The organism is Streptomyces sp. NPDC059355 (genome assembly GCF_042752335.1).
Classification (GTDB): Bacteria; Actinomycetota; Actinomycetes; order Streptomycetales; family Streptomycetaceae; genus Streptomyces.
Genome location: NZ_JBHYXN010000074.1, coordinates 1 through 22,905 on the forward strand (window position 1 = coordinate 1; position 22,905 = coordinate 22,905).

The 22,905-nt window shown below is 68.6% G+C and carries 30 protein-coding genes and 1 pseudogene; 20 read left to right on the plus strand and 11 right to left on the minus strand.

Annotated elements, in window-relative coordinates; genetic code table 11:
* Positions 1-268 precede the first annotated feature (268 nt).
* The 6 genes from ACFXGI_RS37410 (at position 269) to ACFXGI_RS37435 (ending at position 4,416) form a co-directional block, all read left to right on the plus strand.
* The gene (locus ACFXGI_RS37410; protein ID WP_384717127.1) at positions 269-1,255 is read left to right on the plus strand and encodes a magnesium and cobalt transport protein CorA; all 987 of its coding nucleotides are present in this window, start codon (positions 269-271) and stop codon (positions 1,253-1,255) included.
* A 178-nt stretch (positions 1,256-1,433) separates the two neighbouring features.
* A complete protein-coding gene (locus ACFXGI_RS37415) occupies positions 1,434-2,480 on the plus strand; it encodes a YihY/virulence factor BrkB family protein (RefSeq protein WP_384717130.1) in 1,047 nt (348 codons plus the stop codon).
* Positions 2,481-2,827: 347 nt separating this feature from the next.
* Positions 2,828-3,241: a phage holin family protein gene (locus tag ACFXGI_RS37420; protein WP_384717133.1), complete on the plus strand. Its 414-nt coding sequence runs from the start codon at positions 2,828-2,830 to the stop codon at positions 3,239-3,241.
* Positions 3,238-3,726, plus strand: a complete 489-nt coding sequence (locus ACFXGI_RS37425) for a DUF3618 domain-containing protein (protein WP_384717136.1) — start codon at positions 3,238-3,240, stop codon at positions 3,724-3,726. The genes ACFXGI_RS37420 and ACFXGI_RS37425 overlap by 4 nt, the downstream gene beginning before the upstream one ends.
* A complete protein-coding gene (locus tag ACFXGI_RS37430; protein ID WP_384717139.1) occupies positions 3,723-3,989 on the plus strand; it encodes a DUF4235 domain-containing protein in 267 nt (88 codons plus the stop codon). Before ACFXGI_RS37425 ends, ACFXGI_RS37430 begins: the two co-directional genes overlap by 4 nt.
* Positions 3,990-4,242: 253 nt before the next feature.
* Entirely contained in the window at positions 4,243-4,416 is a 174-nt protein-coding gene (locus ACFXGI_RS37435) for a CsbD family protein (RefSeq protein ID WP_384717142.1), read from the plus strand.
* Positions 4,417-5,009: 593 nt separating this feature from the next.
* On the opposite strand, the gene ACFXGI_RS37440 is transcribed toward ACFXGI_RS37435, so the two are convergent.
* From ACFXGI_RS37440 to ACFXGI_RS37450, 3 genes are read right to left on the minus strand one after another with little or no spacing between them, the layout of a single operon-like run.
* On the minus strand, positions 5,010-5,384 hold the full coding sequence (locus tag ACFXGI_RS37440) for a hypothetical protein (RefSeq protein WP_384717144.1): 375 nt from the start codon (positions 5,382-5,384) through the stop codon (positions 5,010-5,012).
* A gap of 8 nt (positions 5,385-5,392) precedes the next feature.
* Positions 5,393-6,055 carry a hypothetical protein gene (locus tag ACFXGI_RS37445; RefSeq protein WP_384717147.1) on the minus strand — a complete coding sequence of 221 codons (663 nt, stop codon included), beginning with the start codon at positions 6,053-6,055 and terminating at the stop codon, positions 5,393-5,395.
* Positions 6,046-6,645, minus strand: coding sequence for an RNA polymerase sigma factor (locus ACFXGI_RS37450; protein WP_384717150.1), 600 nt, complete (start codon positions 6,643-6,645; stop codon positions 6,046-6,048). Before ACFXGI_RS37450 ends, ACFXGI_RS37445 begins: the two co-directional genes overlap by 10 nt.
* A 212-nt stretch (positions 6,646-6,857) precedes the next feature.
* Between ACFXGI_RS37450 and ACFXGI_RS37455 the strand changes: the two genes are divergently transcribed.
* The 5 genes from ACFXGI_RS37455 (at position 6,858) to ACFXGI_RS37475 (ending at position 9,306) form a co-directional block, all read left to right on the plus strand.
* A complete protein-coding gene (locus ACFXGI_RS37455) occupies positions 6,858-7,337 on the plus strand; it encodes an Asp23/Gls24 family envelope stress response protein (RefSeq protein ID WP_384717153.1) in 480 nt (159 codons plus the stop codon).
* A 63-nt stretch (positions 7,338-7,400) separates the two neighbouring features.
* Positions 7,401-7,580, plus strand: coding sequence for a DUF2273 domain-containing protein (locus ACFXGI_RS37460; protein WP_384717156.1), 180 nt, complete (start codon positions 7,401-7,403; stop codon positions 7,578-7,580).
* An 83-nt stretch (positions 7,581-7,663) separates the two neighbouring features.
* Positions 7,664-7,972 carry a hypothetical protein gene (locus ACFXGI_RS37465; RefSeq protein ID WP_384717159.1) on the plus strand — a complete coding sequence of 103 codons (309 nt, stop codon included), beginning with the start codon at positions 7,664-7,666 and terminating at the stop codon, positions 7,970-7,972.
* 34 nt (positions 7,973-8,006) lie between these two features.
* A complete protein-coding gene (locus tag ACFXGI_RS37470; RefSeq protein ID WP_384717162.1) occupies positions 8,007-8,654 on the plus strand; it encodes a DUF6286 domain-containing protein in 648 nt (215 codons plus the stop codon).
* Positions 8,655-8,697: 43 nt separating this feature from the next.
* A complete protein-coding gene (locus tag ACFXGI_RS37475) occupies positions 8,698-9,306 on the plus strand; it encodes an alkaline shock response membrane anchor protein AmaP (protein WP_384717165.1) in 609 nt (202 codons plus the stop codon).
* A 112-nt stretch (positions 9,307-9,418) separates the two neighbouring features.
* Here the strand turns inward: ACFXGI_RS37475 and ACFXGI_RS37480 are convergent, their stop codons facing one another.
* The 3 genes from ACFXGI_RS37480 to ACFXGI_RS37490 form a co-directional block, all read right to left on the minus strand.
* Positions 9,419-9,685 (minus strand): GlsB/YeaQ/YmgE family stress response membrane protein, encoded by a 267-nt coding sequence (locus tag ACFXGI_RS37480; RefSeq protein WP_384717214.1) that lies wholly within the window; start codon positions 9,683-9,685, stop codon positions 9,419-9,421.
* 334 nt (positions 9,686-10,019) lie between these two features.
* Positions 10,020-11,087, minus strand: coding sequence for an SRPBCC family protein (locus tag ACFXGI_RS37485; RefSeq protein ID WP_384717168.1), 1,068 nt, complete (start codon positions 11,085-11,087; stop codon positions 10,020-10,022).
* 3 nt (positions 11,088-11,090) lie between these two features.
* Positions 11,091-12,419, minus strand: a complete 1,329-nt coding sequence (locus ACFXGI_RS37490; protein WP_384717171.1) for a histone protein — start codon at positions 12,417-12,419, stop codon at positions 11,091-11,093.
* 197 nt (positions 12,420-12,616) lie between these two features.
* Here ACFXGI_RS37490 and ACFXGI_RS37495 point away from each other — a divergent pair, with 197 nt between their 5' ends.
* Genes ACFXGI_RS37495 through ACFXGI_RS37530 form a run of 8 tightly spaced genes read left to right on the plus strand, consistent with a single transcriptional unit; the run spans position 12,617 to position 16,403 of the window.
* Positions 12,617-12,991: a gas vesicle protein gene (locus ACFXGI_RS37495; RefSeq protein ID WP_384717174.1), complete on the plus strand. Its 375-nt coding sequence runs from the start codon at positions 12,617-12,619 to the stop codon at positions 12,989-12,991.
* Between the two features lie 30 nt (positions 12,992-13,021).
* Complete coding sequence (locus ACFXGI_RS37500; protein ID WP_384717177.1) at positions 13,022-13,486, plus strand: gas vesicle structural protein GvpA; 465 nt, start codon at positions 13,022-13,024, stop codon at positions 13,484-13,486.
* 3 nt (positions 13,487-13,489) lie between these two features.
* Positions 13,490-14,209 (plus strand): GvpL/GvpF family gas vesicle protein, encoded by a 720-nt coding sequence (locus ACFXGI_RS37505; protein WP_384717180.1) that lies wholly within the window; start codon positions 13,490-13,492, stop codon positions 14,207-14,209.
* Between the two features lie 38 nt (positions 14,210-14,247).
* Complete coding sequence (locus ACFXGI_RS37510) at positions 14,248-14,493, plus strand: gas vesicle protein GvpG (protein ID WP_384717183.1); 246 nt, start codon at positions 14,248-14,250, stop codon at positions 14,491-14,493.
* A gap of 21 nt (positions 14,494-14,514) precedes the next feature.
* A complete protein-coding gene (locus ACFXGI_RS37515; protein ID WP_384717186.1) occupies positions 14,515-14,937 on the plus strand; it encodes a gas vesicle protein in 423 nt (140 codons plus the stop codon).
* Positions 14,934-15,791 carry a GvpL/GvpF family gas vesicle protein gene (locus tag ACFXGI_RS37520; RefSeq protein WP_384717189.1) on the plus strand — a complete coding sequence of 286 codons (858 nt, stop codon included), beginning with the start codon at positions 14,934-14,936 and terminating at the stop codon, positions 15,789-15,791. Before ACFXGI_RS37515 ends, ACFXGI_RS37520 begins: the two co-directional genes overlap by 4 nt.
* Positions 15,788-16,009: a gas vesicle protein gene (locus ACFXGI_RS37525; RefSeq protein ID WP_384717193.1), complete on the plus strand. Its 222-nt coding sequence runs from the start codon at positions 15,788-15,790 to the stop codon at positions 16,007-16,009. Before ACFXGI_RS37520 ends, ACFXGI_RS37525 begins: the two co-directional genes overlap by 4 nt.
* The gene (locus ACFXGI_RS37530; RefSeq protein ID WP_384717196.1) at positions 15,999-16,403 is read left to right on the plus strand and encodes a gas vesicle protein K; all 405 of its coding nucleotides are present in this window, start codon (positions 15,999-16,001) and stop codon (positions 16,401-16,403) included. The genes ACFXGI_RS37525 and ACFXGI_RS37530 overlap by 11 nt, the downstream gene beginning before the upstream one ends.
* A 64-nt stretch (positions 16,404-16,467) precedes the next feature.
* On the opposite strand, the gene ACFXGI_RS37535 is transcribed toward ACFXGI_RS37530, so the two are convergent.
* From ACFXGI_RS37535 to ACFXGI_RS37550, 4 genes and pseudogenes are all read right to left on the minus strand, one after another.
* Positions 16,468-17,106 (minus strand): TetR/AcrR family transcriptional regulator, encoded by a 639-nt coding sequence (locus ACFXGI_RS37535; protein WP_384717199.1) that lies wholly within the window; start codon positions 17,104-17,106, stop codon positions 16,468-16,470.
* A gap of 107 nt (positions 17,107-17,213) precedes the next feature.
* Positions 17,214-17,387: a hypothetical protein gene (locus tag ACFXGI_RS37540; protein WP_384717202.1), complete on the minus strand. Its 174-nt coding sequence runs from the start codon at positions 17,385-17,387 to the stop codon at positions 17,214-17,216.
* A 1,055-nt stretch (positions 17,388-18,442) separates the two neighbouring features.
* Positions 18,443-19,464: pseudogene (locus tag ACFXGI_RS37545) on the minus strand (NAD-dependent epimerase/dehydratase family protein).
* The gene (locus ACFXGI_RS37550) at positions 19,464-20,030 is read right to left on the minus strand and encodes a hypothetical protein (protein ID WP_384717205.1); all 567 of its coding nucleotides are present in this window, start codon (positions 20,028-20,030) and stop codon (positions 19,464-19,466) included. The pseudogene ACFXGI_RS37545 and the gene ACFXGI_RS37550 overlap by 1 nt, the downstream one beginning before the upstream one ends.
* A gap of 852 nt (positions 20,031-20,882) precedes the next feature.
* On the opposite strand from ACFXGI_RS37550, the gene ACFXGI_RS37555 reads away from it, so the two are divergent.
* Positions 20,883-21,608, plus strand: coding sequence for a hypothetical protein (locus ACFXGI_RS37555; protein WP_384717208.1), 726 nt, complete (start codon positions 20,883-20,885; stop codon positions 21,606-21,608).
* 48 nt (positions 21,609-21,656) lie between these two features.
* Here ACFXGI_RS37555 and ACFXGI_RS37560 read toward each other — a convergent pair whose 3' ends face one another.
* Positions 21,657-21,770, minus strand: coding sequence for a DUF6233 domain-containing protein (locus ACFXGI_RS37560; RefSeq protein ID WP_384717211.1), 114 nt, complete (start codon positions 21,768-21,770; stop codon positions 21,657-21,659).
* Between the last annotated feature and the right edge of the window lie 1,135 nt (positions 21,771-22,905).

The window sequence follows — 22,905 nt, forward strand, 5'->3', positions numbered from 1 at the left end:
GGAACATCACCACCAATGCACTCGATCCTCCACCCCACCATCCCGCTTCCGTGCTGGGTGTGAGGGGAGATTTGGGAGATCAGCAACGGGGTCCTTCAGGAGGGGGAGGAGTCAATTGACGTGTTCATGGGGTTGCCCATTACCCGCGTCTGCGCGCCCACACGACCTTGCTCCGGTGTCTCCCGCCACATGGCGAGCGCGGGACGTGAGCCGGCTACAGGCGCATGATATGGGTCTGGTGAAGCATGCGCGAGAGATGGAATGTGTCATGTACGACCAGGGTTCGGGCCGGTCGGAGCGTGTGGAGTGCGAGCTGCCGGACGACGCCTGTCGGTCTGTCCTCAAGCGGCTGCGGGGCTTGGGTGAAGGGGAGTTCGCCTGGGTCCGACTGGCAGACCCCTCGGAAGGCGAACTGGTTCAGCTGGCCGAGGAATTGGGCCTGCACCCGCTGGCCGTCGAGGACGCGCTCCACGGGCGGCAGCGTCCGAAGCGAGAGCGGTTCGGCGACGTCCTGGCCGTCGCGCTCAAGACCCTCCGGTATGTGGAAGAGGAAACGGCGGTGGAGACCGGCGACATCATGATCTTCGTAGGACACCGCAGCGTACTCACCGTGAGCCACGGAATGATCGACCCCTGCGCCGAGGCTTCCCGCCGGCTGGACGCCGATCCTGACATGCTGAGCCACGGCCCCTGGGGGGTGCTGCACGCCGTGCTGGACGTGGCCGTCGACGCCTACAGCGACGCCGCCCGAAGTGTGCGCGCCACGCTCAACCGACTCGAAGACGAGGTGTTCTCGACTTCCCGCGTCGACCACACCGAGAACATCTACTCCCTCAAGCGGGAAGTGCGCGAGTTCCGTGATGCCGTGCAGCCGCTCGTTCCGGTGCTCCAAGGCCTCCTGTCCGGCGGCCCGGGCGAGGAGGGCCACCAGCGGAAGATCGCACCGTACATCCGCGACGTCGCCGATCACCTGCACCGCACGGACATCGAGGTGCGGACCCTGGACGAACTGCTGGACTCCGTCCTCGGCGCGCAGCAGGCCCGCGTGGGCACCTGGCAGAACGACGACATGCGACGCATCTCCGCGTGGGCGGCGATCTTCGCGATCCCCACGATGGTCGCGGGCGTCTACGGCATGAACTTCGAGCACATGCCGGAACTCGGCTGGACCTACGGCTACCCGCTCGCCGTGGGTCTCATGGCGCTCGCCGCGGGCGCCCTCTACCGTGCATTCCGCCGCAACGGCTGGCTGTAGAAGCCGGCACTGGGGCCCGGGCCGTGACGGCTCCCGTTTCCTGGTGTCGCGCCGAGGGCAGGGGCGGCGGGCGGCCACCGCCGAGACGTGGGGCAATCCATGCGCCCCCGTGGGCAAGGCCCTGGTTCTCGCGTGCCCTGCCGGACATGAGTGGCGCCGCGATGGAAAGGCGCAGGGTATGACACGCACACCGAAGCCAGGACCAGACGCAGACAACGATCGCGGGGATGCCGGCCACGAGAGCACACCTGGCCCGGACCCGCAGGTGGAGGAGCGGGCACCCGACCGGCCCACTGAGCTGCCCAAGCGGTCGTGGAAGGCCGTGCTGCGCGGCACTGTGAAGGAGTTCAAGGACGACGAGCTCGCCGACCGGGCGGCGGCGCTGACCTACTACGGGGTTCTCGCACTCTTCCCCGCCCTGCTCGTGCTGGTGTCCCTGCTGGGCATCGCGGGGGAGTCCGCGACGAAGCAGGTCTTGGACAACCTGCAGAAACTGGCACCCGGCTCGGCAAGGAACGTGATCACTGACGCCGTGCAGCAGCTCCAGGGCCGCTCCGGCGTCGGATCGCTCCTGGCGGTCGTCGGTCTCGTTGTCGCCGTGTGGTCGGCGTCCGGCTACATTGCCGCGTTCATCCGCACCTCGAACGCTGTCTACGACATGCCCGAAGGACGACCGGTGTGGAGGGTCCTGCCGCTTCGCCTGGCTCTCACCGTCACGCTGATGGTCTTGGCTTGCGCCAGCGCGCTCATCGTCGTCTTCTCCGGCTCTCTCGCCCGGCAGGCGGGCGCGGCCCTGGGGATCGGGGACGCCGCCCTGACCGTGTGGTCGATCGCGAAGTGGCCGGTGCTGGTCCTCCTCGTCACCACCATGATCGCGATTCTCTACTGGGCTGCCCCGAACGCGAAGGGCCGCGGCTTCAAGTGGGTGACGCCGGGCAGCCTCGTGGCGCTGGCGATCTGGATGGCCGCCTCGGCAGGCTTCGCGTTCTACGTCGCGAACTTCGCCTCCTACAACAAGACGTACGGCACCCTCGCAGGCGTGATCGTCTTTCTCGTGTGGCTGTGGATCACCAACCTCGCAATCCTCCTCGGGCTGGAGTTCGATGCGGAAATGGTCCGGCAGCGCGCGATCGCCGGCGGACTGCCCGAGGGCGCGGAACCTTACGTCGAGCCGCGCGACACCCGGGCCTGGAGCGACGGCGACCGCCGCCGCATGGAGCACTGAACCACCGATGAACGGCGCCTCGCCGCGAGACCAGCAGGGCACGGCCGCTCCGGCGCTGCTTGCGATCGCCGACCAAGGGCGCGGCCCAGCAGGCCGTGGCCGTTTGAGGTCGGCCCCCGGTCTGCTGTCGAGCCACCTTCCGCACAACGCTGGTTGCGACACGGGTGACGGGGCGGTTGCGGGGTAGTTGCGCCGTGAGGGATGTGACCGTCCAAACCCTGAACGGGATCGACTCGGTCAAGCGCAGCGCCACCGCCCCCATCCAGGACACCACCAGTGCTGAGCAGAGCACCTGACCGACGTGTCGCCCGTTCCAGCAGATTGAAGAAAGGAAAGGTGTCCCCATCATGAGCACGGTAGAGCGGCAGCCCCACGGGACCGACGACTCGGTGGGCGTCCTTGTTTCACGCGCTTCGCAGCAGATTTCCGAGCTGGTGCGTGAGGAGATGCAGCTGGCCCGGGCGGAGATGACTCAGAAGGGCAAGCGCTACGGGAAGGGCGGCGGCCTCTTCGGCGCCACAGGAATCATCGGCTTCCTGGCACTCCAGGCCCTGACGGCAACGTGTATCGCCGCTCTCGCGGTGGTTCTGCCCGTGTGGGGGTCCGCCCTCATCATCACCGCGGTTCTGGGGATCGTGGCAAGCGGTACCGCCCTGGCCGGAAGGAAGCAGATGGCCCTGGCCGGTAATCCGGCTCCCGAGCAGACCATCGACAGCGTCAAGGCCGACCTGGCCGAGATCAAGGAGAAGGCACACCGATGAACGACGACGCCCGAACCAACATCGGCACCCCCGCCCCCACCCCTGCCAGCCCCGGCTCCGCCGAACTGCGCGATCAGGTCGAGCACACGCGCGACGAGCTCGGCCGGACCGTCGAGGCCCTCGCTGCGAAGGCCGACATCAGGGCCCAGGCCAAGGAGAAGACAGCCGTCGTCAAGGGCCAGGCCGCCGAGAAGGCAGCGCTGGTCGCCGACCAGATCCGCGAGAAGGCGGGGCACGCCGCCCAGCTGGTGAAGGACAAGACCCCCGACCCGCTCCTGGAGAAGACCGCGCAGGCCGCGGCACAGGTACGGGAGGGTGCGGCCAGGGCGGGCCAGTACACGACGGACAAGACGCCCGACCCGCTTCTTGAGAAGGCAGGTCAGGCAGCGACGGCTGCACGCGCCAACCGCACCGCGCTCCTGGTGGTCGGAGCCGCCGTAGCTGTCCTCCTGCTGGTCCGCCGCAGCCGGGGACGTCGCCGATGAAGGCATCCAAGATCGCCTACAAGCCTGTCGGGCTGGCCCTGGGTGCCCTCAGCGGTGTGATCGCAGGCGCCGCCTTCAAACAGGCGTGGAAGATCCTTGAAGGCGAGGGCGATGCTCCCCACGCCACCGACGAGGATCGGACCTGGAAGCAGATCCTGCTCGCCGCGGCCATCCAGGGTGCGATCTTCGCCGTGGTCAAGGCCTCGGTCGACCGGTCGGGGGCCGCAGCCATACGCCGTCTGACGGGTACCTGGCCGGGCTGACCGGACCGCGATGCTGGCCACTTCCCCGATCCGGCCGGCACCGCCCGCCCGACACCCCCCATCGACAACGCTCCCTTCACGGGAGAAGCCAAGGCCGTGCCACACGGTCTGAACGTCTTTTGTGGGGTCTGGCTGGGTGGGTCTGGTGGCGGTGTGCCCGCCTCGTCCAGTCCGTTATGCGTAGTTAGCGGTTGTTCGGGTAGGGGCTAAACAGATTTACGCGGCACGCGATCGTGGCGCGGAGGTGAGTGGGATGGGTGCGGGTAAGAAGGTCAAGAATGTCACCAAGTCGACCAAAGGCAAGGTGAAGGAAGCGACTGGCAAGGCTGTGGGGAATGAAAGCTTGGAAGCCAAGGGGCGCGGCGAGCAAGCGCTCGGCGATGCCAAGCAGACCCTTCAGAAGGCCAAAGACACACTCAAGCACTGACGCTTTAGAGGTGAGATTTGCTCGTGAGGTAATGCGGGGATGAGGGCTGGCAGGAGTGGTTCCTCCGGCCCTCACGCATGACGTGGCCGGCCTTGTGCGCTATGCCGGGCTGCTGGTGTCGGCGCTGGCCGGCGGCTCCTCCTCCTGTCCTCTTCTGCTTCGTTCTCGGGTTCTTCTTCGTGGTACTGGCCGTCCTCGTCTTCGTCTTCCTCCGGCTCTTGGTCCACGTGCTCGGATCGCTGTGTGCCAAACCTCCCTGCCTGTCCCAGTGGCCGTCGACGCGCTCGCGTCAGCTCTTTGTGCGATGACCGAGATCCGCACGGGCGGTAGCGAGTGGTTGCCGGCCGTAGGGCAAGACGGCCCAGGTCAAGGGCAGCTCCGGGAGGCCGTCGCTTAGGCCGAGGAGCACGCCCAAGGGATCAAAGGCTCCCGGATGGCCCGCCGCCAAGCCGTGTTTCGACTCCGTACCCCGTAGCGTTCGGTCGCGGAGGCCTCCGGAACCCACGGGGTGGTTGCCCTTGTAGTGGGCGAGGATGGCGACGTGCACGTTGACCAGCCGCTGCGTCGGGCACTGCCGCAGACCCGGCGGTGATCTACGTCGTTCCCCGGATAGTGCGGATCACGGTGACCAGGATGCAGATGGGCCCGACGATGCCGTGCTGCGATGGGGACGAGATGACTGCGGTGCCCACCTCATCACGGACTTGGCGCGCGATGTCGACGATGCGGTGGTCAGCTTGAAGGATGCAGCGTACCTCCACCCGCCATCCCCCTCCTGGCATGTGCTCACAGCGGATGCGGCTCGCCTCGCGGTGCACTTCGCTTCCCGCCGTCACGCTGTGATACGCGAGTGAGGCTGCGTGGGCCAGTCGATCGGCGAGCGTGGACTGGAGGGCGGTGACGCCGGGGACGGCGAGGGCTGCAGTAGCTGCGATCTGCTGGATTTCTTCGCGGTGGGAGGCACTCATCGTTAGCTCTATCCAACCCGCTCGTCGGCGTCCAGTGCCCGGGGGAGCTCCAGCACCGCGTTGACCATCACATCGACCGTAGCGACGGCGAGACCGAGGACGTGCTCGGCTGTGAACAGGACGGCTCTGCGCACTGCTGCGGCTACCTCGCGCAGAGGCCGGTCGAGCGTGGCCGAAACCGTGATGGTGACAGCGTGGACGGTAGGAGCGGCAGGGTTGGGGCTCAGACGGCAGCTGGCAACGCGGGCGCCCGCCACCGTGTCCGCGGCCCTGCGCAGCACTATGGCCGCGGCGCTCTCCGCGATGCGCAGGTCGCCTTGGGGATCGTCCAGCAGCAGTATCCTGCCTAGCCGCACTTCGGCTCTGACAGCGTTGATAACCCGGTTGGCGAGCCTGTGACTGTCGGGTTGCTGCTCTGCTCGCAACGCGCGAGAGGCACGCTCCAGGGCGATGAGGCCTTCGATGGCTTCGCGGCATTGTGGACATCGGCTGTAATGGGGGTCTGCGGCCCTGGCCCGGCCTCGTGCCTGTTCCCACACGCGGCCCAGGGAGCGTCCACAGGGCAGCAGCTCCGCGGCAGCGAGCTCGGCGTCGTGAGGCACCCCGCCGCTATTGCTGTGCACGATGGCGGGCTCGTCGCCCGAGGTATGGTGCGCGTCGTTCAGCGCCATGGGCGCATCGCCTCCATCAGAGCGCGTCGTGCGCGGGCCAGTCTTCCGCGCACTGTTTGTTCGGTGGATCCCAGGACGTGGGCGATCTCGTCGTAGTGAAGGCCGTGAAGTTCCCGCAGAACCCAGCAGGCGCGAAGGTCCGGGCGAAGGTGTACGAGTGCTTGTACGAGGGCGGCGGTCGCCGCATCCGTTTCGGCGGTTCGCGGCGGTGAGCTGGCGGCGTCTGCGGCAGGAGGTTCGGCAATGGCGTCCAGCGGTACCGGGTGGGGTCGACGGCGCAGGACGTTGAAGCAGCGGTTGGTCACGATGCGGTACATCCATGTGCTGAAGGCCGCGCCGCGCCGGAATTCGGGCAGCTGCCGCCAGGCGCTGATGAAGGCCTCCTGCACGGCGTCCTCGGCGTCCGCCCGGTTACCGAGCAGCTGCCCTGCCAGAGCGAGCAGACGCGCGCTGTGTCGGCGGACCAGGACCGCAAACGCCTCCTCATCGCCTTCGGACGCCCGTACCGCGAGCAGGGCGTCGTCCAGTTCGTCGTCGGCACCGTCCAGGTCGGCTGGGGCGACGGCGATCGACCGCGGCGCCGGCCGCACCGGGAGGTCCTGGCGGGGCGAGGGAGGGTGAGTGGTCCGGTTGTGCATCCGCCGCTCGCTTTCTGCCGGAGATTCTCCTCGCGGCCTGCGTACGCACTCCTCGATGGTACGGCTGTGCCGCTTGGGAGCGGTGTGAGGAATTCCAGGGCGGTGTGTCTAAGAGGATGAGGGCGTCGCTGCGGCGCCCGGACGGACTTGCTGGGGAGGTCCCTATGTCGGACACCATTAACCCCGCCGCGGGCGGGAGCGGGTCGCGCCCCGCTGGCAGGGCGCTTTCGGGTCAGACCGGTGCTGGGACGGCGCCTGAGACACGCGGTCGCACGACGATCGCCGACAGTGTGGTTGAGAAGATCGCGGGAATGGCCACCCGCGAGGTGGCAGGTATCCACAGTCTCGGATCCGGCATGTCCCGCACGCTGGGTGCGGTGACGGACAAGGTGTCCGGCGGCCGGCCCAGCGTGTCACGTGGTGTGAAGGTCGAGGTGGGCGAGCGGCAGGCCGCCGTCGATCTCGACGTGGTCGTGGAGTACGGCTTCGCCATCGTGGACCTTGCCGCCGAGGTCCGCAATAGCGTCATCACTGCTGTGGAGCGCATGACCGGCCTGGAGGTCGTCGAAGTGAACATTACCGTCGACGACATCCACCTTCCCGACGAGGAGGACGACGAGGACGACGGAGGCCGCGTGCAGTGACCCCTCGGATCCTGCAGGCGACCGTCTGAAATGAAGAAAATAATCTGAAATCAGGTGAATGCAATGAGCGCAGCAACGGTGGGTCTGATCGCCGGCATGGCCCTGGGCTTCGCGGCCTTCTTCGGCGGCTTCTGGGCGTTCCTCCTTGTGGCATTTCTGGGCCTGGTGGGGCTGATCATCGGCCGCATGCTCCAGGGCGACCTCGCGCTGTCCGACTTCACCCGATCCCGGGACCGGCAGTGACAGCGCAGCGCGCTGCTGCCAGGCCTGGGGCAGCTGCCCCCACCCGGGCAGCAGGCCTCGCCCCGGCCGAACGCGGCGCCACTGTGATTCCGGAAAAGGTGGTGGCCCGCATCGCAGCCCGTGCTGCGAAGGAGGCGCTGGCCGGTCACACCGACGCCCACGCGGAACTGACCGCTCCTCGTGCCTCAGCGACCGTCGGCGGTGGATCCGCACGGCTGGGCCTCAGCATGGACTTGCCCTACCCGACCGACCTCGCCGAAACCTCCCGCCAGGTGCAGCAGTACGTGAGCGAGCGAGTAGCGGACCTGACCGGAATGCGCGTCACCGAGGTCACTCTCGCCATCGAGCGCCTCGTTCCCGCCGACGGCCTGGATCACCGGCGCGTGCAGTAACCGGAGCGCATTGCGACCGGGAAGGAGCGGCGGCATGGAACGCAACCAAGACGCACCGGCGCAGACAGGGCGACCCACCGCGACCGACGAGGACACCTCCCGCACCGCGGCGCTGCCAACCGAGAAGTCTCCGCCCAGGCCACGTTCGGGGCGGCGCCCGTGGTCCGCGCGCCGGATACCCGCGGCGCTCACAGCGCTGATCGTCGGGGCAGCGGCCGGCATCCTTCTCTTCGACGTCGTCAGGGTCCGCGCAGGCAGCTCAGCCGCAGCGTGGCGCAGGCACCTGGCTGACGAACTGGCCACCCGCCCGCTGGACGACACTGTCATTCAAATCGGCGCCGGAGTCATCGCCGCCCTCGGTCTGTGGCTGATCATCCTGGCTCTGAGCCCCGGCCTGCGCCGCCAACTGCCCCTGCAGACTCCCGGCCCGCTGATGCACGCCGTACTGGACCGCTCAGCCGCGGAACTCCAGCTGCGGGACGCCGCGATGCGCGTCCCCGGCGTCAGCGCCGCCAAGGTCAAATTCTTCCAACACCGCGTCAAGGCACGCGCGGATGTCCGCTTCCGCGCCCCCGCCGACGTCAAGACGGATCTGCAGGCCGCTCTGCTGGAGCAACTGGACCGGCTCGCCCTCGCCCGCCCCCCGCAGCTCGACGTGAGGGTACGCCCCCGCGACAAGTAGCCCCAGGTGAGCGGCGCCAGGAGAGGCAGGAAAGGGGATTTCGATGAACAGGCAGTCCGCAGTCAACCGAACCCTGCTGGCCGCAGCAGGCATCATCCTGCTCGGCACCGGCCTGCTGATCCTGGCCGGTGGCTTCGACATCTACCGGAGCTGGCGCATGACTCCACCCAATGGCTGGCCCCTTACCACCCCGGCCGACGTCGTCCTCAGCGACGCCAACCGCACCCGATGGAGCGGTGAAGGATGGTGGTGGCCCGCGGTCATCGCAGCCCTGGTCATCGTCGTCCTGCTCGCCCTGTGGTGGCTGCTTGCGCAACGCCGCGGTCCGCACCCCGGCCCCCTGACGGTGGGAGACAGGACAGCCACAGCCGTGGACGGAGTGGAACTGCGCGAGGGCGCCCTCAGCGACGCCCTAGCCGCCGACACCCTCCGGCTGCGCGGAGTCCAGCAAGCCCGCGCGGGCATGACTGGCCGGTCCCGCCATCCCGAGGCCAACCTCGACATCACGCTCGCCCCGGACACCGATACCGGCCCTGTTCTGCAGGAGCTGTACGACGGACCGCTGGAACGTGCACGGCAGTCCACGGGCCGCGACCTCACCGCCCGTGCCTACCTGCACGCGTCCTCGCACAAGGCCCGCCGTGTGGACTAGGGATACCTTCCACGTTTCGGCGGGCATCCTGTCGCCCCACGGCGGCTGTGAGGGGGAGCCGCATTAGCCTCGACGCTTCGGCGCTGGCGCCGGCGGGAGGGGTAGGCCAGGATCAGCTGTGCTTGCCGCGGGTGAGGAGGCGGTAGAGGATCAGGAGGATGAGGGATCCGACGATGGCGGCGATCCAGGTGGAGAGGTCGAAGAAGGCGTCGATCGAGTCGACGCCAAAGATGACTTTGCCCAGCCAGCCGCCGAGGAGGCCGCCGGCGATGCCGGTCAGCATGGTGATGATGATGCCGCCCGGATCGTTGCCGGGCAGGAGCAGCTTGGCGATGAGGCCCGCCAGCAGTCCGATGAGAATCCAGGCGATGATGCCAATGAGATCCTCCCACGTGGTTGGTTGAGTCCCTGATGTGCAGTTCGCGCTCTCCCGAATCCGACGGATGCGATGGGGAGAGCCGCCCGGTCTGCGGGCGGGACGCAGATCGGGACGATCCGATGATGCCTCCACTGCATGTCCGCGTCGTCAGCGACCCCGTCCCCGCTGCGTTCTGAGGCGTCACGCGCGCGCTGGGCCGGCGAGGCCGAGACAAGACAACCAGTCAGGTACTGACGCTTCGGGGTGACGCTGATTCGTGAGGCAATGCAGGGATGAGGGCCGACAGGAGATGCTCCACCGGCCCTCACGCATGACGTGACGTCCGCATCCTGCGCTAGGCGGCCTGCCGGCGGCGACGTCGCTTGGGCGGCGCTGGTTCCTCCTCCTCTTCTTCCTCGTCCCCGTCCTCGTTCTCATCCTCGAGATCCGCGTCGTCGTACTGGCCGTTCTCGTCTTCGATGCCTTCCTCCTCCGGGTCGTCCTCCGACTCCTCGTCCTCGTCTGCGTACTCCTCGCCAGACTCTTCGTCCTCGTACTCGTCTCCCTCGCCCTCTCCCACTTCATCTTCCTCTTGGGCTTGTTCCTGCTCGAGGGCTTCTTCGTGAGTCTGGACGACTTCGCCATCGCGTATCTCGCCGCGCCAACCTTCGGGCTCGTCGTTGGTAAGCATGACGTGGCGCAGGAAATTCTTGAGGTCCAGGCGCAGGCGGCGGCCCTGGGCCCGCCACAGGTTGCCGGTCTTTTCGAACAGTCCCGAGGGGTAGTACTCGACGACGATGACGATGCGGGTCAGGGAGGGGGCGAGCTCATGGAAGGTGACGCAGCCGCGGGTGGTGCCCTTGGCGCCCTCGGACGTCCACGCAATCCGGTCGTCAGGGACCTGTTCCTGGACGGTGGCCTTCCAGCTGCGGGTAGAGGGGCCGACCTTGACTTTCCAGTCGCTGGTGGTGTCGTCCCCGCGGGAGACGCTGCGGACGCCTTTAGCGAATCCGCTGAAGTCCTCGTATTGCGTCCAGTGGTCGTAGACCGTACGCAGTGGCAGGCCGACGTCGAGCACCTCGACAATGTTCATCAGCTTGCCACCGCCGCTCTTGCGGCCCTTGCCCTTGCCGCCGCCGAAGGCTTCGGTGACCTTGTCCTTCAGATTGCCGAACTTCTGCCCGGCGAAGGCCTTGAGAGGCGAGTCGCCCTTCAGAATACGGCCCCCGACGCCGGCGACGTCGGAGAGCGAGCCGCCGTTGTCGGCGACATCGTAGAGCTGGTCGGTCAGGTCGGAGAGCTTGTCGGTGGCCTTATCGGCAAGCTGGCTGGCCTGGGCACCGAGGAACCCGGTCAGTTCCTTCATCAGCTGGTCCATCCCGGAGGAGGACTCAGATGACTTGCTGTGGTCTGAGGTTGCCATGACCTACCTCCGCGTGGACGGCTTGCGGGCCGTCGTCTTCTTGGCGGCTGTCTTGCGGGCCGGGCTGCGGCTGGCGGTCTTCTTGGCGGGGGCCTTGGCAGCGCTCTTGCGTGCCGGGCTCTGACCGCTGGCCGTCTTGCGCGGTGGGCTGCTGCCGGACTTCTTTGCAGCTGCCTTGGACGGTGCTGCTGTCCGGGCAGCGGCACTCTTCTTGGCGGGCGCTGCCGACCTACTGCCAGCAGTCTTCTTCGCCGCTGTCTTCTTGGCGGGCGCGGACTTCTTCGCTGCGGTCTTCTTGGCGGGCGCTGCCGACCTACTGCCAGCAGTCTTCTTCGCCGCTGTCTTCTTCGCCGCTGTCTTCTTGGCGGGCGCGGACTTCTTCGCTGCCGTCTTCTTCGCGGGTGCCGTTTCCTTCGACGGAGTGGCCTTCTTCGCCGCAGTGGGACGAGAGGAAGGCTTGCGGGCGGGGGTCGCGCTCCGACCGTTGCGGGCGCGATGCGATGTGCGAGGAGTTCGGTGCGGCGGGGGAGACCCTTCCCCCTCCTCTTCCTCTTCAGGCTCCTTCGCCTTGGTCTTGTGGGCAGGGGCCGCGCTCCGGCGGCTGCGCGCGCGGGTTGCAGTGCGGGTTTGGCGCGGTGGGCGAGGCTCCTCCTCTTCCTCCTCCGGTTCCTTGGCCTCGGTCTTGTGCGTGGGCGCGGCGCTTCGGCGGCTGCGCGCGCGGGCAGAGGTGCGAGTCCGGCGCGGCGGTGGGGGAGGCTCTTCGTCTTCCTCCTCTTCCTCCTCCGGCTCTCCCTCTTCGGGTTCTTCCTCTTCAGGCTCTTCTTCTTCGGGTTCTTCCTCGTTGTCTGCCGGCTCAGGCCCCTCTTGGTCTTCTTCGTCCTCGGGCGCGTAGCCGTCCTCGTCCTCTTCTGCGTAGTCCTCGGCTTCCTCGCCCTCGTCCGGCTCTTCGTCCTCGTCCGGCTCCTGGTCCTCCTCCTGCTCCTCTTCCTCGTCGTCCTCTCGACCGTGATCTGTGTTGCCGCGGGAGAGCTCGAGGGTGCGTTCGTGCAGGGAGCCGGCAAGGTCGGCGAGCTTGCGGTTGGCCGCCGTGGCAAGTGCCTGGCGGCCGGCGTCCAGCGCCTCGCCGCGCAGCTGCTCAGCCAGGTCGGCGAACTGGGGCATCTCCTTGAGCCGGGACGCACCTTCCTTGAGGAGCTGTCCGGGTTCGAGCCCGAACCGTCGGCCAGCGAGATAGGTCGCCACGCTGAACGCCAGGCGGCCCTTTTTGGTTCTGCCGAGTATGTAACCTCCGGCCACCGCGGCGGCCAGTGCGATCTTGGTGGTGTCCTCCATGATCATCCCCTTTGCAGGGCGCGTGCGGACTTCATGTGTGTCGCCCGCGGACAGCTGATCGCGACGACCTCGCTGCCCGCCAAGAGAGGGGGTCCTGCTGGACCGCTTCGTAAAGCTCCTGCCCCCAGGACAGGACTAATGCCTGCATTTGGTGACATTCTAGTTTCTGTAAGGCCGTCTCCCCAAGGGAGTGGTGTATGGCCGCAGCGGAACCTGCACGCCGTAGGCGGTCCTCTTCGAGGCCTGCTGGTGAGAGCGCAGAGCAGGACACGAACGCGCGGCGTCGGGGTGCGCCTCCGCGCCGCTCCGGAACGCCGGGCGCGGCGGCTGCGATGCGGGCTGCGGCCGAGCAGCTCGCTGAACTCCTGGGCCGCTTTCCCGACTCGGTCTCCTCGCTCAAACCGACCGAGGACGGCTGGGTGGCGCAGGTGGAGGTGGTGGAGCTGGAGCGCATTCCTGACACCACCAGCGTGATGGCCAGCTATCGGGTCGCTCTGGACGAGGAGGGAGAGCTGATCTCCTACGAACGCATCCGCCGCTACAGCCGCGGCATGATCGACCGGCTGACCTGAGAACGGTCCGGCTGGCGGAAGGAGGCCCCCATGACCATGGTGCCGCAGGGCGGGAGCCCCGTTGTGCGCGGGCAGGGGGGCGGCTCGAGCAGCCTTTACGACGTCCTGGAGCTCATCCTCGACCGCGGACTGGTCATTGACGTCTTCGTCCGCATCTCCTTGGTGGGCATCGAACTCATCAAGATCGACGCCAGGATTGTGGTGGCCAGCGTCGATACCTACCTGCGGTTCGCCGAAGCCTGCAACCGCCTCGACCTTGAGGCGGGCCGCAAAGCCCCCGCTCAGCTTCCCGATGTCATGGGCAAGATGATGGAGGGCGGCGCCCATGGAAAGAGCAAGGGAGCCCTCAGCGGGGCTGTCGAAGCCGTGACCGAATCCCTGACCGGAAAGCCCTCCCACGAGCCGGACGAGGACGAGGACGAGGAAGAGGTGGAGGAGGCGCCCCGGCGGCGGCGCCCGGCTGCCAGGCGCACCGCACGGCGGGAGAAGGAGTAACCGATGCCGCTCTACGTGTACTCGATCACCGCCAAGGATCACCCGTGCCGCATGGACGGCATTCACGGCGTCGGCACGGAGCCGTCCCCGCTGCGCACCGTCAGCGCCGGGCCGCTGTGCGCGGTGGTCAGCGACGTCGACGAGGAGATCCGGCCCAAACGCCGCGACCTCACCGCGCACCAGGCGGTCCAGGAGCGACTGATGGCCGATGGCGCCGTTCTACCGTTGCAGTTCGGCTATATCGCCGCCGACGACCTCTCAATCCGCGAGGCCCTGGAGGCCGACGCGGACGGCTACCTGTCCACCCTGGCGCGCCTGGAGGGATGCGCCGAGTACCACGTACGGGCATCGCAGAGCAACGATGCGCCCCTGCTGCAGCAGATTCTGGAGGACATGCCCGAGGCCGCAGACCTGAACGAACGGATCCGCGGCGGCGACCGCGATCCGGGCCTGCCACTCGCCCTGGGTGAGATGGTCGCCCACGAGGTGCAGGCGCGACAGGAGGCCCTGGCGGCTGGCCTGAGCGAGACCCTCATCTCCTTCTCCCGCGAATACCTTGCCCGCCCGCCCTCGGGAAGCGACTTCCTCAACCTCTCCCTCCTGGTGCCCGACGAACACAAGGACAGCCTGCAGGTCGCGGAAGCCAACATCGCCCGCGAGATCGGCAGCGGCATCGACCTGCGCTTCTCCGGGCCCCTGCCCCCCTACAGCTTCGTCCAATGACCGACACCGTCCACAGGGCGGGAAGGGAGGACAGACCCATGGGACTGCTGACCTACCTGCTGACGCTCCCCGTAGCGCCGGTACGCGCCGTCACCTGGGTCGCCCAGCGCGTCGTCGACAAGGCCGAAGAGGAGTACTACGATCCGGCCCCCGTCTGGCGCCGTCTCGCCGAACTGGAGCAGCAACTGCTCAGCGGCGAAATCGACGAGGACGCCTTCGACCGAGAGGAGGACGAACTGCTCGACCGGCTGGCCGAGATCACCGAATACCACCAGCGCCCCTGACCGCCAGGAGGGAGCACGACCGTGACCGAACCCGTACCCGGCCGGCCCGGCTCCTTCGCCTCCCGCGCCCCGATGCCCTACGGGCCCACCTCCACCTCCAGCCTCGCCGACATCCTCGAACGAGTCCTGGACAAGGGCATCGTCATCGCCGGCGACATCCGCATCAACCTCCTTGACATCGAACTGTTGACCATCAAACTCCGCATCCTGATCGCCTCCGTCGACAAGGCCAAGGAGATGGGCATCGACTGGTGGGAACACGACCCCTCCCTTTCCTCCCGGCACACCGGAAGCCCCCTCGAGCAGGAAAACCGGCGCCTGCGCGCCGAACTCGAAACCCTCCGCGGGGAACTCGGACAGACCGGACCCGATGAAAGAGCCGACGAGGACCAGGAGACGCACACCAGGCCGGCCGCCCGACGCCATCGGGGGAGCACGCCGTGAACGCGCCCGCCCTCACCTACGTGTACGCCGCCACCCGGCCGACCAGCGACCTCGACGCGGCCCTCCCCACCCTGCACGGCATCGGACAGGCACCCCTGCGCCTTCTGCACTCGGACGGCGAAGGCACGCCGCTCGCCTTCGTGGCGGCCGACGTACCAGAAGGCGACTTCAACGAAACCGCCCTCAAGAACCACTTCGAAGACCTCGACTGGCTCGAATACGTCGCACGCACCCACCACGACGTCGTACAGGCCATAGCCACCTGCGCCTCCGTACTGCCCCTGCGCATGGCCACCGTCTATCAGGACGACCACCGCGCCCGCCAAGCCTTGACCGCCCAGCATCACGCCTTCAGCCAGCGTCTCGACCAGCTCCGCGCCCACACCGAGTACGGCGTCAAGATCTACCTGACGCCGTCCACCACCCCCGGCCCCGAACAGGCAACGGCCAGCCCCACCCAGCCCACCAGCCCCGGAAAGGCTTACCTGCGAGCCCGCAAAGCCCAACACCATACGCGCGAAGCCGTCTACCAGCAGGCCCAGCACGCCGCCCAGGCCATCGACGCCATCGCAGCCCACCACACCACCCAGCGTGTACGCCACGCACCCCAGCGCGGCGCCCTCACCGCCACCCAGGAGAACGTCCTCAACGACGCCTACCTCATCCCCGACGACCAAGCCGAGGAGTTTCAGGCAGCCATCGCCGACGCCGCCCGCCGCTTCCCCGACCTCCGCATCGAGGTCACCGGCCCGTGGGCCCCCTACTCCTTCGCCACGCCGCCACCCGAACCGCCGAACCCGGCCCCGACCTCCAGCCTGCCCGGCGCCCCCGCCGCCAGCCCGCCGCCGCCATGACCCTCACCGCAGGCGACGGGCCCCTGCCCGACCGCCAGGTCGCCCTCGTTGACCTCCTCGACCGGCTCCTGAGCGGCGGAGTCGTCCTGACCGGCGACATCGTCCTGTCCATAGCCGACATCGACCTCGTGCGGATCTCGCTGCGCGCCCTCATCGTCTCCGTCAGTTCCGAGACCACTGCCACCCCCACGGCCGGCGGAGGCAGCTATGGATCGTGAACCGGCCCCGCCCCCACAGCCCCGCACGGGCCCCCTCACGGACGCCGGCGACAGCCTCTCCCACGCCTTCCGCCTCATCCAGGCGCCCCCCGCCCCCCTGGACCAGACCCCCCGCCCCGCCCGGCGCATCGACACCGACGCCGAAACCGTCGGCGAAGACCTCCTCAAGCTCGTTCTCACCCTGGTCGAGCTCCTGCGCCAGCTCATCGAGCGCCAAGCCCTGCGCCGCGTCGATTCCGGCGATCTCACCGACGACCAAGAAGAAGAACTCGGCGCCACCCTCCTCGCCCTCCACGACACCCTGGCAGACCTCTGCGCGGAACACGGCTACGCCCTTGAGGACCTCAACCTCGACCTCGGCCCCCTCGGCCCTCTGCTCCCACCCCGCGATTGATCCCATGCGGCGCGCCCACGGCGACGGAAGGAGGCCCCATGCGGTCGGCGATCAGTGACAGGGCTCAGCCGGCCGACAGCAGCTCCAGCTCGTTCTCGTAGAGCTGGGCGGGATCAAACCCCATACCGGAGAGATGCCCGCTGAGTTCCAGGGAGAGGATGCCGTGCAGCCGCGTCCAGAAGGCGAGGGCCAACCGCATCGAGGAAGCCGGCACCCGATTCTCCTCGGAGCGAGGGGGGACGGCGTGCGGAGCCCCGGGGGAGAAGCCGGGCGCGACATCGCAGGCGCCAATGACCAGGCTCATGATCTCCGCCATGATCAGGGAGAGGTCCACCGGTGCCCGGTAGCCGGGTACCGGTGGGCCATACACGAGGAAGTAGCGCTGGGGATCCTCGAGTGCCCATGCGCGCAGAGCGTGTGCAAGGCCATCGATATCACCCTCACCCCGGCCGGCCACGGCCCGGAAGGTGTCGACCAGACTCTGATAGGCGTCGCGAACCAACTCAGCAAGCAACTCGTCCCGGCTCGTAAAATACCGGTACAGCCCTGCCCCACTGAGGCCCATCTGCTTTGCGATCTTGTTGAGGGAGAGCGCCGAAATCCCAGCAGCGGCGATTTGCTCCCGAGCCCGCTGCTTGATTTCGGCACGCACCTGTCGGCGGTAGCGTTCGCGGGGGGTGGTCGTAGCAGTCGACTCACTCATGACAGCCTCCTCCTCGCGTGTTACACCCTATCGCTCGCAAGGAACCGCCGTTTTCGAGACCGTACCGCCGCAGGGCGAGGCACGGCTGAGAACCACGCCGCACGGGCTCAGAAGCCGAAGCTGTCCTTGCCCTTCTCCTTGAGGCCCCTGGCCTTTCCGCGCGCTTCCAGAGCGGCGCCTTTCGCCGCCGTGGCCTTATGCCCCATGGCGTGGGCCGTTTTGCGGACCACCCTGCCCACGATCTGCTCGGCTATCGCTTTCAGCTTTTCCTTGCCGCTCATATCAGCCAGCTCCTTCCTCCACATCTCCTACCCGGACCGCTGCGGACGGCACGGGCTGGCGCCACGCACCACCAGCCGTTCACACTGAAAGAAGACCCCAGGCCATCCCGACCGCGTAATAGCAAACCGGTGTCCCACAGACGAGTCCGTGAGGGGCAGACCGCACCTCGTTTGCGCGCCAGGGGCCGCCGGCCCCGTAAGAGCCTGTGAGAGGCAGACGTGCCCCAGGACTCCGACACCCGGATCACAGCCACCCTGTACGAAGCGGAGTACTACCAGGGCACCGCCGTCACAGTCCCGCCCGACAGATGGGACGACGGCGAAGACCCGACCGCGTACTCGCTCGCCCACCTGGGCTCGGTCGCCTGTGCTCGCTGCGGGCCCCGGCCGGGCCCCCCGACCCGCGTGACCCTTTCCGGCAGCTCGGTACAGGGATCACGCACGTCACCGTCTGGGCGTCAAGGCCGGACACCTGGCCACTGCGTCCCACGGATCGCGGAACGACCTGGCAACAGTTCAGCGCCGACACCGGCGATCTTGGCGCCTGGGCCCGCCGATCCCGATACGTACGCGTCTGGCACCAGCAGGACGGCGCTGCGATGGACGCCGAACTCTCTGCCTCGTCCGGGCCCACCCGCCCCATCAGAGTGGTGGAGTAGCCCACCAGACCCCCCAATGGCTGGCTCAGACGCCGCCAGCCTCCCTGCCGAGGGGGCCGGATCAAGCACAGTGCGTCACCAAAAGAACCTGCGATTCACTGCAGCACGGCGATCGACCGTAGCGGATGTTTACCCCCTCATCCTGTCGTCGAAATCCCCTTCGACGAGGGGCGTCTTACACCGCACACAGAGCCCCCTCCTGCCGTAGTCCCTCGACCTGCCAGGAGCTGGCTGGGAACCGCTGCGAGGCGGGGTGACGATGCGCGAACGCAGATGCCAGCGACAGCGTCGGGACTCTGTGGGGAGCCGTCTCTTCCGTGCAACTCGCCATCGCGCGCGGACAGTTCCCCCGCCACAGGCGACAGGGCCGTGCGGCGCGGCGAGTACCGACTGGGGTCAGTGACGGGTAGCGCTGGCCAATGGTCCCGTGTCGACCCCGGCGCCGGCACGCAGCCCGGCCAAGAAGTCCTGGAGTGCCTCCGTGGAGGTGTGGCGCGGGATCCAGCCCAGCTCTTCGCGGGCCCGGCCGGCGTCGAGAAGCGGCAGCCGCAGCACCGCGTCCAGCAACCCCGGTGCGGCCGGGACGATGTGAAGGCGCCAGGCGCCAGGCGGCGGAAAGCGCGGATCGTGCTGCTGAGGCTGGCAGCCGAATCGTGCGAGCGTTCAGCAGGCTGCCGATTGACCCGCTGTCGAGGACAGGGTCGGTAACCAGGTTGAACGGGCCCCGCACGGGCCGCACCACGGCGGCCCGGTATGCGTCGGCCGCGTCATCGGTGTGCAGCACCTGGAACCGCAGGCCCCGGATGCCGGGCACGGCGGGGAGCATGCCGGGCCGGACCAGCCACCACGGCAGCAGAGGTCCGGCGAAAATCCGCCGCTGCTCCGAGGCGGCCGCCCGCTTGAAAAGGAATCCCGGCCGCATCCGCACCACCCGCATCTGCGGATTCGCAAGTTGGAAGCCGTCCAGGTCACCGCTCCAGGTACGCCTTCTCCCGGGTATAGGCAGCCCCGGGCCAGCCGTGCGTCGGCCAGGACTCGTCCACCGGCCGCCCGCCCCCGGGGCCGGGAGAGTAGGCCCCGACCGAGGAGGCGTGCACCAACGTGTGCACTCCGGTGCGCGCGCAGGCCTCGAAGACGCGCACCGAACCGAGGACGTTCGTGCGCCAGGTTTCCACCGGGTCGTGGGTCGGCTGGAACTTCCACGCCAGGTGCACCACGGCGTCAATGCCCCGGAAGAGGGCGTCGAGGTCGCTGCCGCCGGGGTCGATGTCCGCGACCTCCCAGCGCACCCCTTCCACCTGGTGGCCCGGCAGGCGGCGGGCGACGCCCGTTACCTGGGACAGCGCTGGATCGAGCGCCAGCGCGCGGACCACGCTGGTGCCCGTGTTTCCGGTCGCGCCGGTCACCACGACTTTCATCACGCCCACCCTGCCTTCGCCGCACGGGGGCCGCTGCGGCGCACGGTAGCCGGTAGCCGCGGGGAGCGGCCGCGCAAGGCGCGGTCCACGGCTGCGAGCCGCAGGGTCTCCAGTACACCGGCTTGGCGTTCCGCACGTGCCAGTAGTCGGCCCAGGGCCTCGGTGTTCAAGCGGGGTTCGGTGCGGGCCAGGGTGTGCAGGGTCCGCCAGAGCTCCTTCTTGCCTTCCACGCCCACCCGGATTGCCTCCAGCTCGAGGACGTCGCTCAGGGGCGAGCGCGCGAGGACCCTGCCGTTGCCCTTCAGCCGGCCCGCCTGCGCGGCGGCGACGCCCACCAGTGCCCGGACGTGGTTCAAGGGAACGTTGAGGACGGTCATGATCTCGCGAAGGCTGGCCCGGTCCTGGGTGATTTCTTCGGTGAGCAAGGCGAGCCGTGGCCCGGCGTCGGAGCCGCGGTGGACGCGTGTCACCCGCTTGAGCAGAGAGATTCCAGCCCCTGCCCCGGCCAAATGGTCATTGAGGTAGATGCCCAGCAGATGGCCGGGATCCGAGGTCATGCGTTTCATGGCGCTCTCCGATCGGTCGTGGCGACCAAGCTGAGCGGCGGCCGACGCCAGATGGGCCAAGACGGCAGCGGGTGTGCCGGCCCAGACGTCGGCGGATGACAGTCGACGGTCCGCGTTGCCCATATGGGGCGGCCATACGTGGCTGCGCCAGACCGTTGGATCGTATAATTGTTCGATTTGAGGCTAGTTTCGGGCCCGTCCAGCGTCTTCCCGTTTGTCGGCTCGGCACACGCCGGTGCCCACGAGGCGACCTTGCCGCATGAGACCTGGGCGGCTGGCCTGCCCGCCGTAGATAGATGCCAGCGGGGCGCGGCGCCAACAGGGAGCGGGCCAGACTCCAGTGGCCTTGGGGGCAGAGGTCGAGGTGCCCGGCCGATGTCCATCTCACCGCCGACGTGCCCTGGCCCTGGCAGCCCCGTGGACGCTGTGCCCGATGACCACCGACTTGGCGACGGCACGGGAGTGGTTGGAGACCTGGATCGACGTATCAGGCGTCGAAGGCTTGGTCATTAAGCCTCTGACCGGAAAATATTCACCGAACTACCGTGGCTGGACCAAGATCCGCCGCCGCGATGCCACCGAAGCGATCATCGGCGCCGTCACCGGCCCCCTGACCCGCCCGCAGTTCCTGGTCCTCGGCCGCTACGCCGACGCGGGCCGCCTGCGAGCGGTGGGCCGTACCGTCCCGTTGCGTCCGGAGCATGCGCGCCTGGCGGCCGCCGCCCGAGCTTTCACGGTTGCTCTGTCGGTTACCCGGCGGTGGACTGCGAGTGCCAGACAGCCGCCAGAGGCCGCGCCGCCTTTCCGGCCTGTCATCGGGCGCACGGGCGGGGGTGGCCATAGCGTGCGGGCATGCCTGATGTTCTGTCCGCCCGGAAGCGGTCGACGCTCTTTGACCGGCTGCGGAACGGACAGGACGTTGCCACCGCCGCGCAAGCCGCAGGCCTCGGGGTACGGGTGGTGTTCACCGCGGCCCGCACCGATACGGCCCTCGCCCTGCTCCTTGCGGGAACCGACCCTGACGGTATCGGAGCTGCGAGCATCACCGAACGCGCCGAGTACCTGCGCCTCCTCGCTCTGGGCTGCACCCCGAGCCTGGCCGCGCAGATCCTGTTCGACGGTGCCGGCAAGGCCAGCCACTGGCGCCAAGCCGATCCGGCGTTCGCGAGGGCCTGCGATGCCGTCAAGGAACTCGGGGCCGGGAGGCCGGCGCCCGCCCGGGCGCCCCGCTTCACCCCCCAACGCCGACGCACCTTCCTCGACCACCTGGAAGCCGGCCTGTCCGTCACCGCCGCCGCGGCCCAGGTCGGGATCACCACCGCCGTGATCTACCAACGCCGCAAACGCGACCCCGCGTTCGCCACCGCCATGGACACCGCCCACCGCGCCCACCCGCGCACACCAGCCCCGACGCCCGACGCCGACGCTTGGGAAGCGTTCTTCGACAACCTCCGACCCGGTGTCGCACTGCGCCAAGCCGCGCTCGCTGCTGGCATTCGACCCGAGGTCGTCTACCACCGTCGCCGTGCCGACCGCGCCTTCGCCCACCGCACCGACTGCCAGCGCACCGCCCCATAGCCGTCGGGGAACAGACCGGCGTGTCGGTCGCTGCATCCGGCAGCGGAGTCAGTCCATACCGAGCACAGCGTCGGGGCGGCAGTGCGGGCAGGCTTGCACGCCCTCGGCCAGCGCCCGCCGCGCCTCGTCCACGCTCATGGGCCGTGCAGCGCTTGCGGGCATCCCAGCAGCCTCCGGCGTGGACGCGGACCGGAAGCCGACACACTCCGATGCCGCGCTCAATCAGCCGCTCGGGAGGCTCGGCTGGCGGCCGGCGCCGCGCGGCGAGAGCCCCCGCTCCTCCGCAATGCCCAGGGCCCGCTCGCGCGGCTGTGGGAGCTCGGACACCGCTCAGCCCCCGTACTGCCGCCTTCCGTGGGCTTTGCAGGCTGCGCAGAGCGGCGACGCCCCGACCCCGTGCGCCAGCGCCGGGGGCTCGCCGGACACCCCGTCCCGGCCGGGGAGGGGGCCGGGATGCGGGGTGTCCGGGTGCCGTACGGATCCGGGCGGCAGCCCGTCGTGCCAGCGGGCCTGCCGCATGGCGCCGTGGGGAAGGGCGTCATGCGGCAGGGTTTGCTCCGGAAGCACCCACCCCCCAGGCGGAAGCTTTCGGTGTCCACGCGTCTAACCGGGCTGGCCGCCTCCAAACGCTCTTCCCTCCGGAGTTCTGAGAGGGCGTCAAGGGCTGCTGTGCTCTGGCGGCACGTGAACGCAGTGGCGGGGGGCGAGCTCCGGATGCCGTGTCGGCCGGGGCGTCGCACTGTGGATGCATGGCGCGGATCAGACGGAGATCGTGATTCATCCCGTGTCGCCGCAGGGCGGGCGCAAGGTCACCGTGCCGCGCTCGGCGTGGACCTGGGCCGGGCGTTCAGGCCCGGGGATGTGTCGGAGTTTCTGCGTCGGGCCGGTCTGGAGAATGTGGACCTGTCCGAGGACGGGCCGATCCGGTGGGAGGGCGGCGGCCCCGAGGTGTGGACCTGAGGCCGCCGGGCATCCAGGCACAGCGTGCTCCCGCAGAGCGGTCGGGGAGGTGACGACGGCCCCGCTGCTGGGCGAGGTGGCGGGGCCGTCACACGAATTCCGGCCCGGGGTGGTGAGCCGGCGGCACACGTGTCGCCGAGCTCAACGCCCGGGGCCGCCGTACGTCACGCCGGTTGGGCCGGTCAGGTGTGCAGGCGGCTGTTGGGGCCGTCCTGGCCGTCGGCGTTCTCGTCGTTGAACCACTAGGGTCTGTTGCGAAAGTGGATCTTGTTCGTTCATGATCACGTCTTGTGGGACGTGGAGATCTGACGAACGGCCAGTGGGCCCGGCTTGAGCC

Bases quoted from the DNA above. Each gene is read 5' to 3' on its own strand.
- ACFXGI_RS37420 (WP_384717133.1), top strand. From the start codon at position 2,828: ATGAGCACGGTAGAGCGGCAGCCCCACGGGACCGACGACTCGGTGGGC.
- ACFXGI_RS37455 (WP_384717153.1), top strand. From the start codon at position 6,858: ATGTCGGACACCATTAACCCCGCCGCGGGCGGGAGCGGGTCGCGCCCC.
- ACFXGI_RS37500 (WP_384717177.1), top strand. From the start codon at position 13,022: ATGACCATGGTGCCGCAGGGCGGGAGCCCCGTTGTGCGCGGGCAGGGG.
- ACFXGI_RS37430 (WP_384717139.1), top strand. From the start codon at position 3,723: ATGAAGGCATCCAAGATCGCCTACAAGCCTGTCGGGCTGGCCCTGGGT.
- ACFXGI_RS37540 (WP_384717202.1), bottom strand. From the start codon at position 17,387: ATGAGCGGCAAGGAAAAGCTGAAAGCGATAGCCGAGCAGATCGTGGGC.
- ACFXGI_RS37555 (WP_384717208.1), top strand. From the start codon at position 20,883: ATGCCTGATGTTCTGTCCGCCCGGAAGCGGTCGACGCTCTTTGACCGG.
- ACFXGI_RS37505 (WP_384717180.1), top strand. From the start codon at position 13,490: ATGCCGCTCTACGTGTACTCGATCACCGCCAAGGATCACCCGTGCCGC.
- ACFXGI_RS37560 (WP_384717211.1), bottom strand. From the start codon at position 21,770: ATGCCCGCAAGCGCTGCACGGCCCATGAGCGTGGACGAGGCGCGGCGG.
- ACFXGI_RS37535 (WP_384717199.1), bottom strand. From the start codon at position 17,106: ATGAGTGAGTCGACTGCTACGACCACCCCCCGCGAACGCTACCGCCGA.
- ACFXGI_RS37435 (WP_384717142.1), top strand. From the start codon at position 4,243: ATGGGTGCGGGTAAGAAGGTCAAGAATGTCACCAAGTCGACCAAAGGC.
- ACFXGI_RS37510 (WP_384717183.1), top strand. From the start codon at position 14,248: ATGGGACTGCTGACCTACCTGCTGACGCTCCCCGTAGCGCCGGTACGC.
- ACFXGI_RS37495 (WP_384717174.1), top strand. From the start codon at position 12,617: ATGGCCGCAGCGGAACCTGCACGCCGTAGGCGGTCCTCTTCGAGGCCT.
- ACFXGI_RS37415 (WP_384717130.1), top strand. From the start codon at position 1,434: ATGACACGCACACCGAAGCCAGGACCAGACGCAGACAACGATCGCGGG.
- ACFXGI_RS37470 (WP_384717162.1), top strand. From the start codon at position 8,007: ATGGAACGCAACCAAGACGCACCGGCGCAGACAGGGCGACCCACCGCG.
- ACFXGI_RS37425 (WP_384717136.1), top strand. From the start codon at position 3,238: ATGAACGACGACGCCCGAACCAACATCGGCACCCCCGCCCCCACCCCT.
- ACFXGI_RS37440 (WP_384717144.1), bottom strand. From the start codon at position 5,384: ATGAGTGCCTCCCACCGCGAAGAAATCCAGCAGATCGCAGCTACTGCA.
- ACFXGI_RS37445 (WP_384717147.1), bottom strand. From the start codon at position 6,055: ATGGCGCTGAACGACGCGCACCATACCTCGGGCGACGAGCCCGCCATC.
- ACFXGI_RS37490 (WP_384717171.1), bottom strand. From the start codon at position 12,419: ATGGAGGACACCACCAAGATCGCACTGGCCGCCGCGGTGGCCGGAGGT.
- ACFXGI_RS37485 (WP_384717168.1), bottom strand. From the start codon at position 11,087: ATGGCAACCTCAGACCACAGCAAGTCATCTGAGTCCTCCTCCGGGATG.
- ACFXGI_RS37525 (WP_384717193.1), top strand. From the start codon at position 15,788: ATGACCCTCACCGCAGGCGACGGGCCCCTGCCCGACCGCCAGGTCGCC.
- ACFXGI_RS37475 (WP_384717165.1), top strand. From the start codon at position 8,698: ATGAACAGGCAGTCCGCAGTCAACCGAACCCTGCTGGCCGCAGCAGGC.
- ACFXGI_RS37530 (WP_384717196.1), top strand. From the start codon at position 15,999: ATGGATCGTGAACCGGCCCCGCCCCCACAGCCCCGCACGGGCCCCCTC.
- ACFXGI_RS37410 (WP_384717127.1), top strand. From the start codon at position 269: ATGTACGACCAGGGTTCGGGCCGGTCGGAGCGTGTGGAGTGCGAGCTG.
- ACFXGI_RS37550 (WP_384717205.1), bottom strand. From the start codon at position 20,030: ATGAAACGCATGACCTCGGATCCCGGCCATCTGCTGGGCATCTACCTC.
- ACFXGI_RS37460 (WP_384717156.1), top strand. From the start codon at position 7,401: ATGAGCGCAGCAACGGTGGGTCTGATCGCCGGCATGGCCCTGGGCTTC.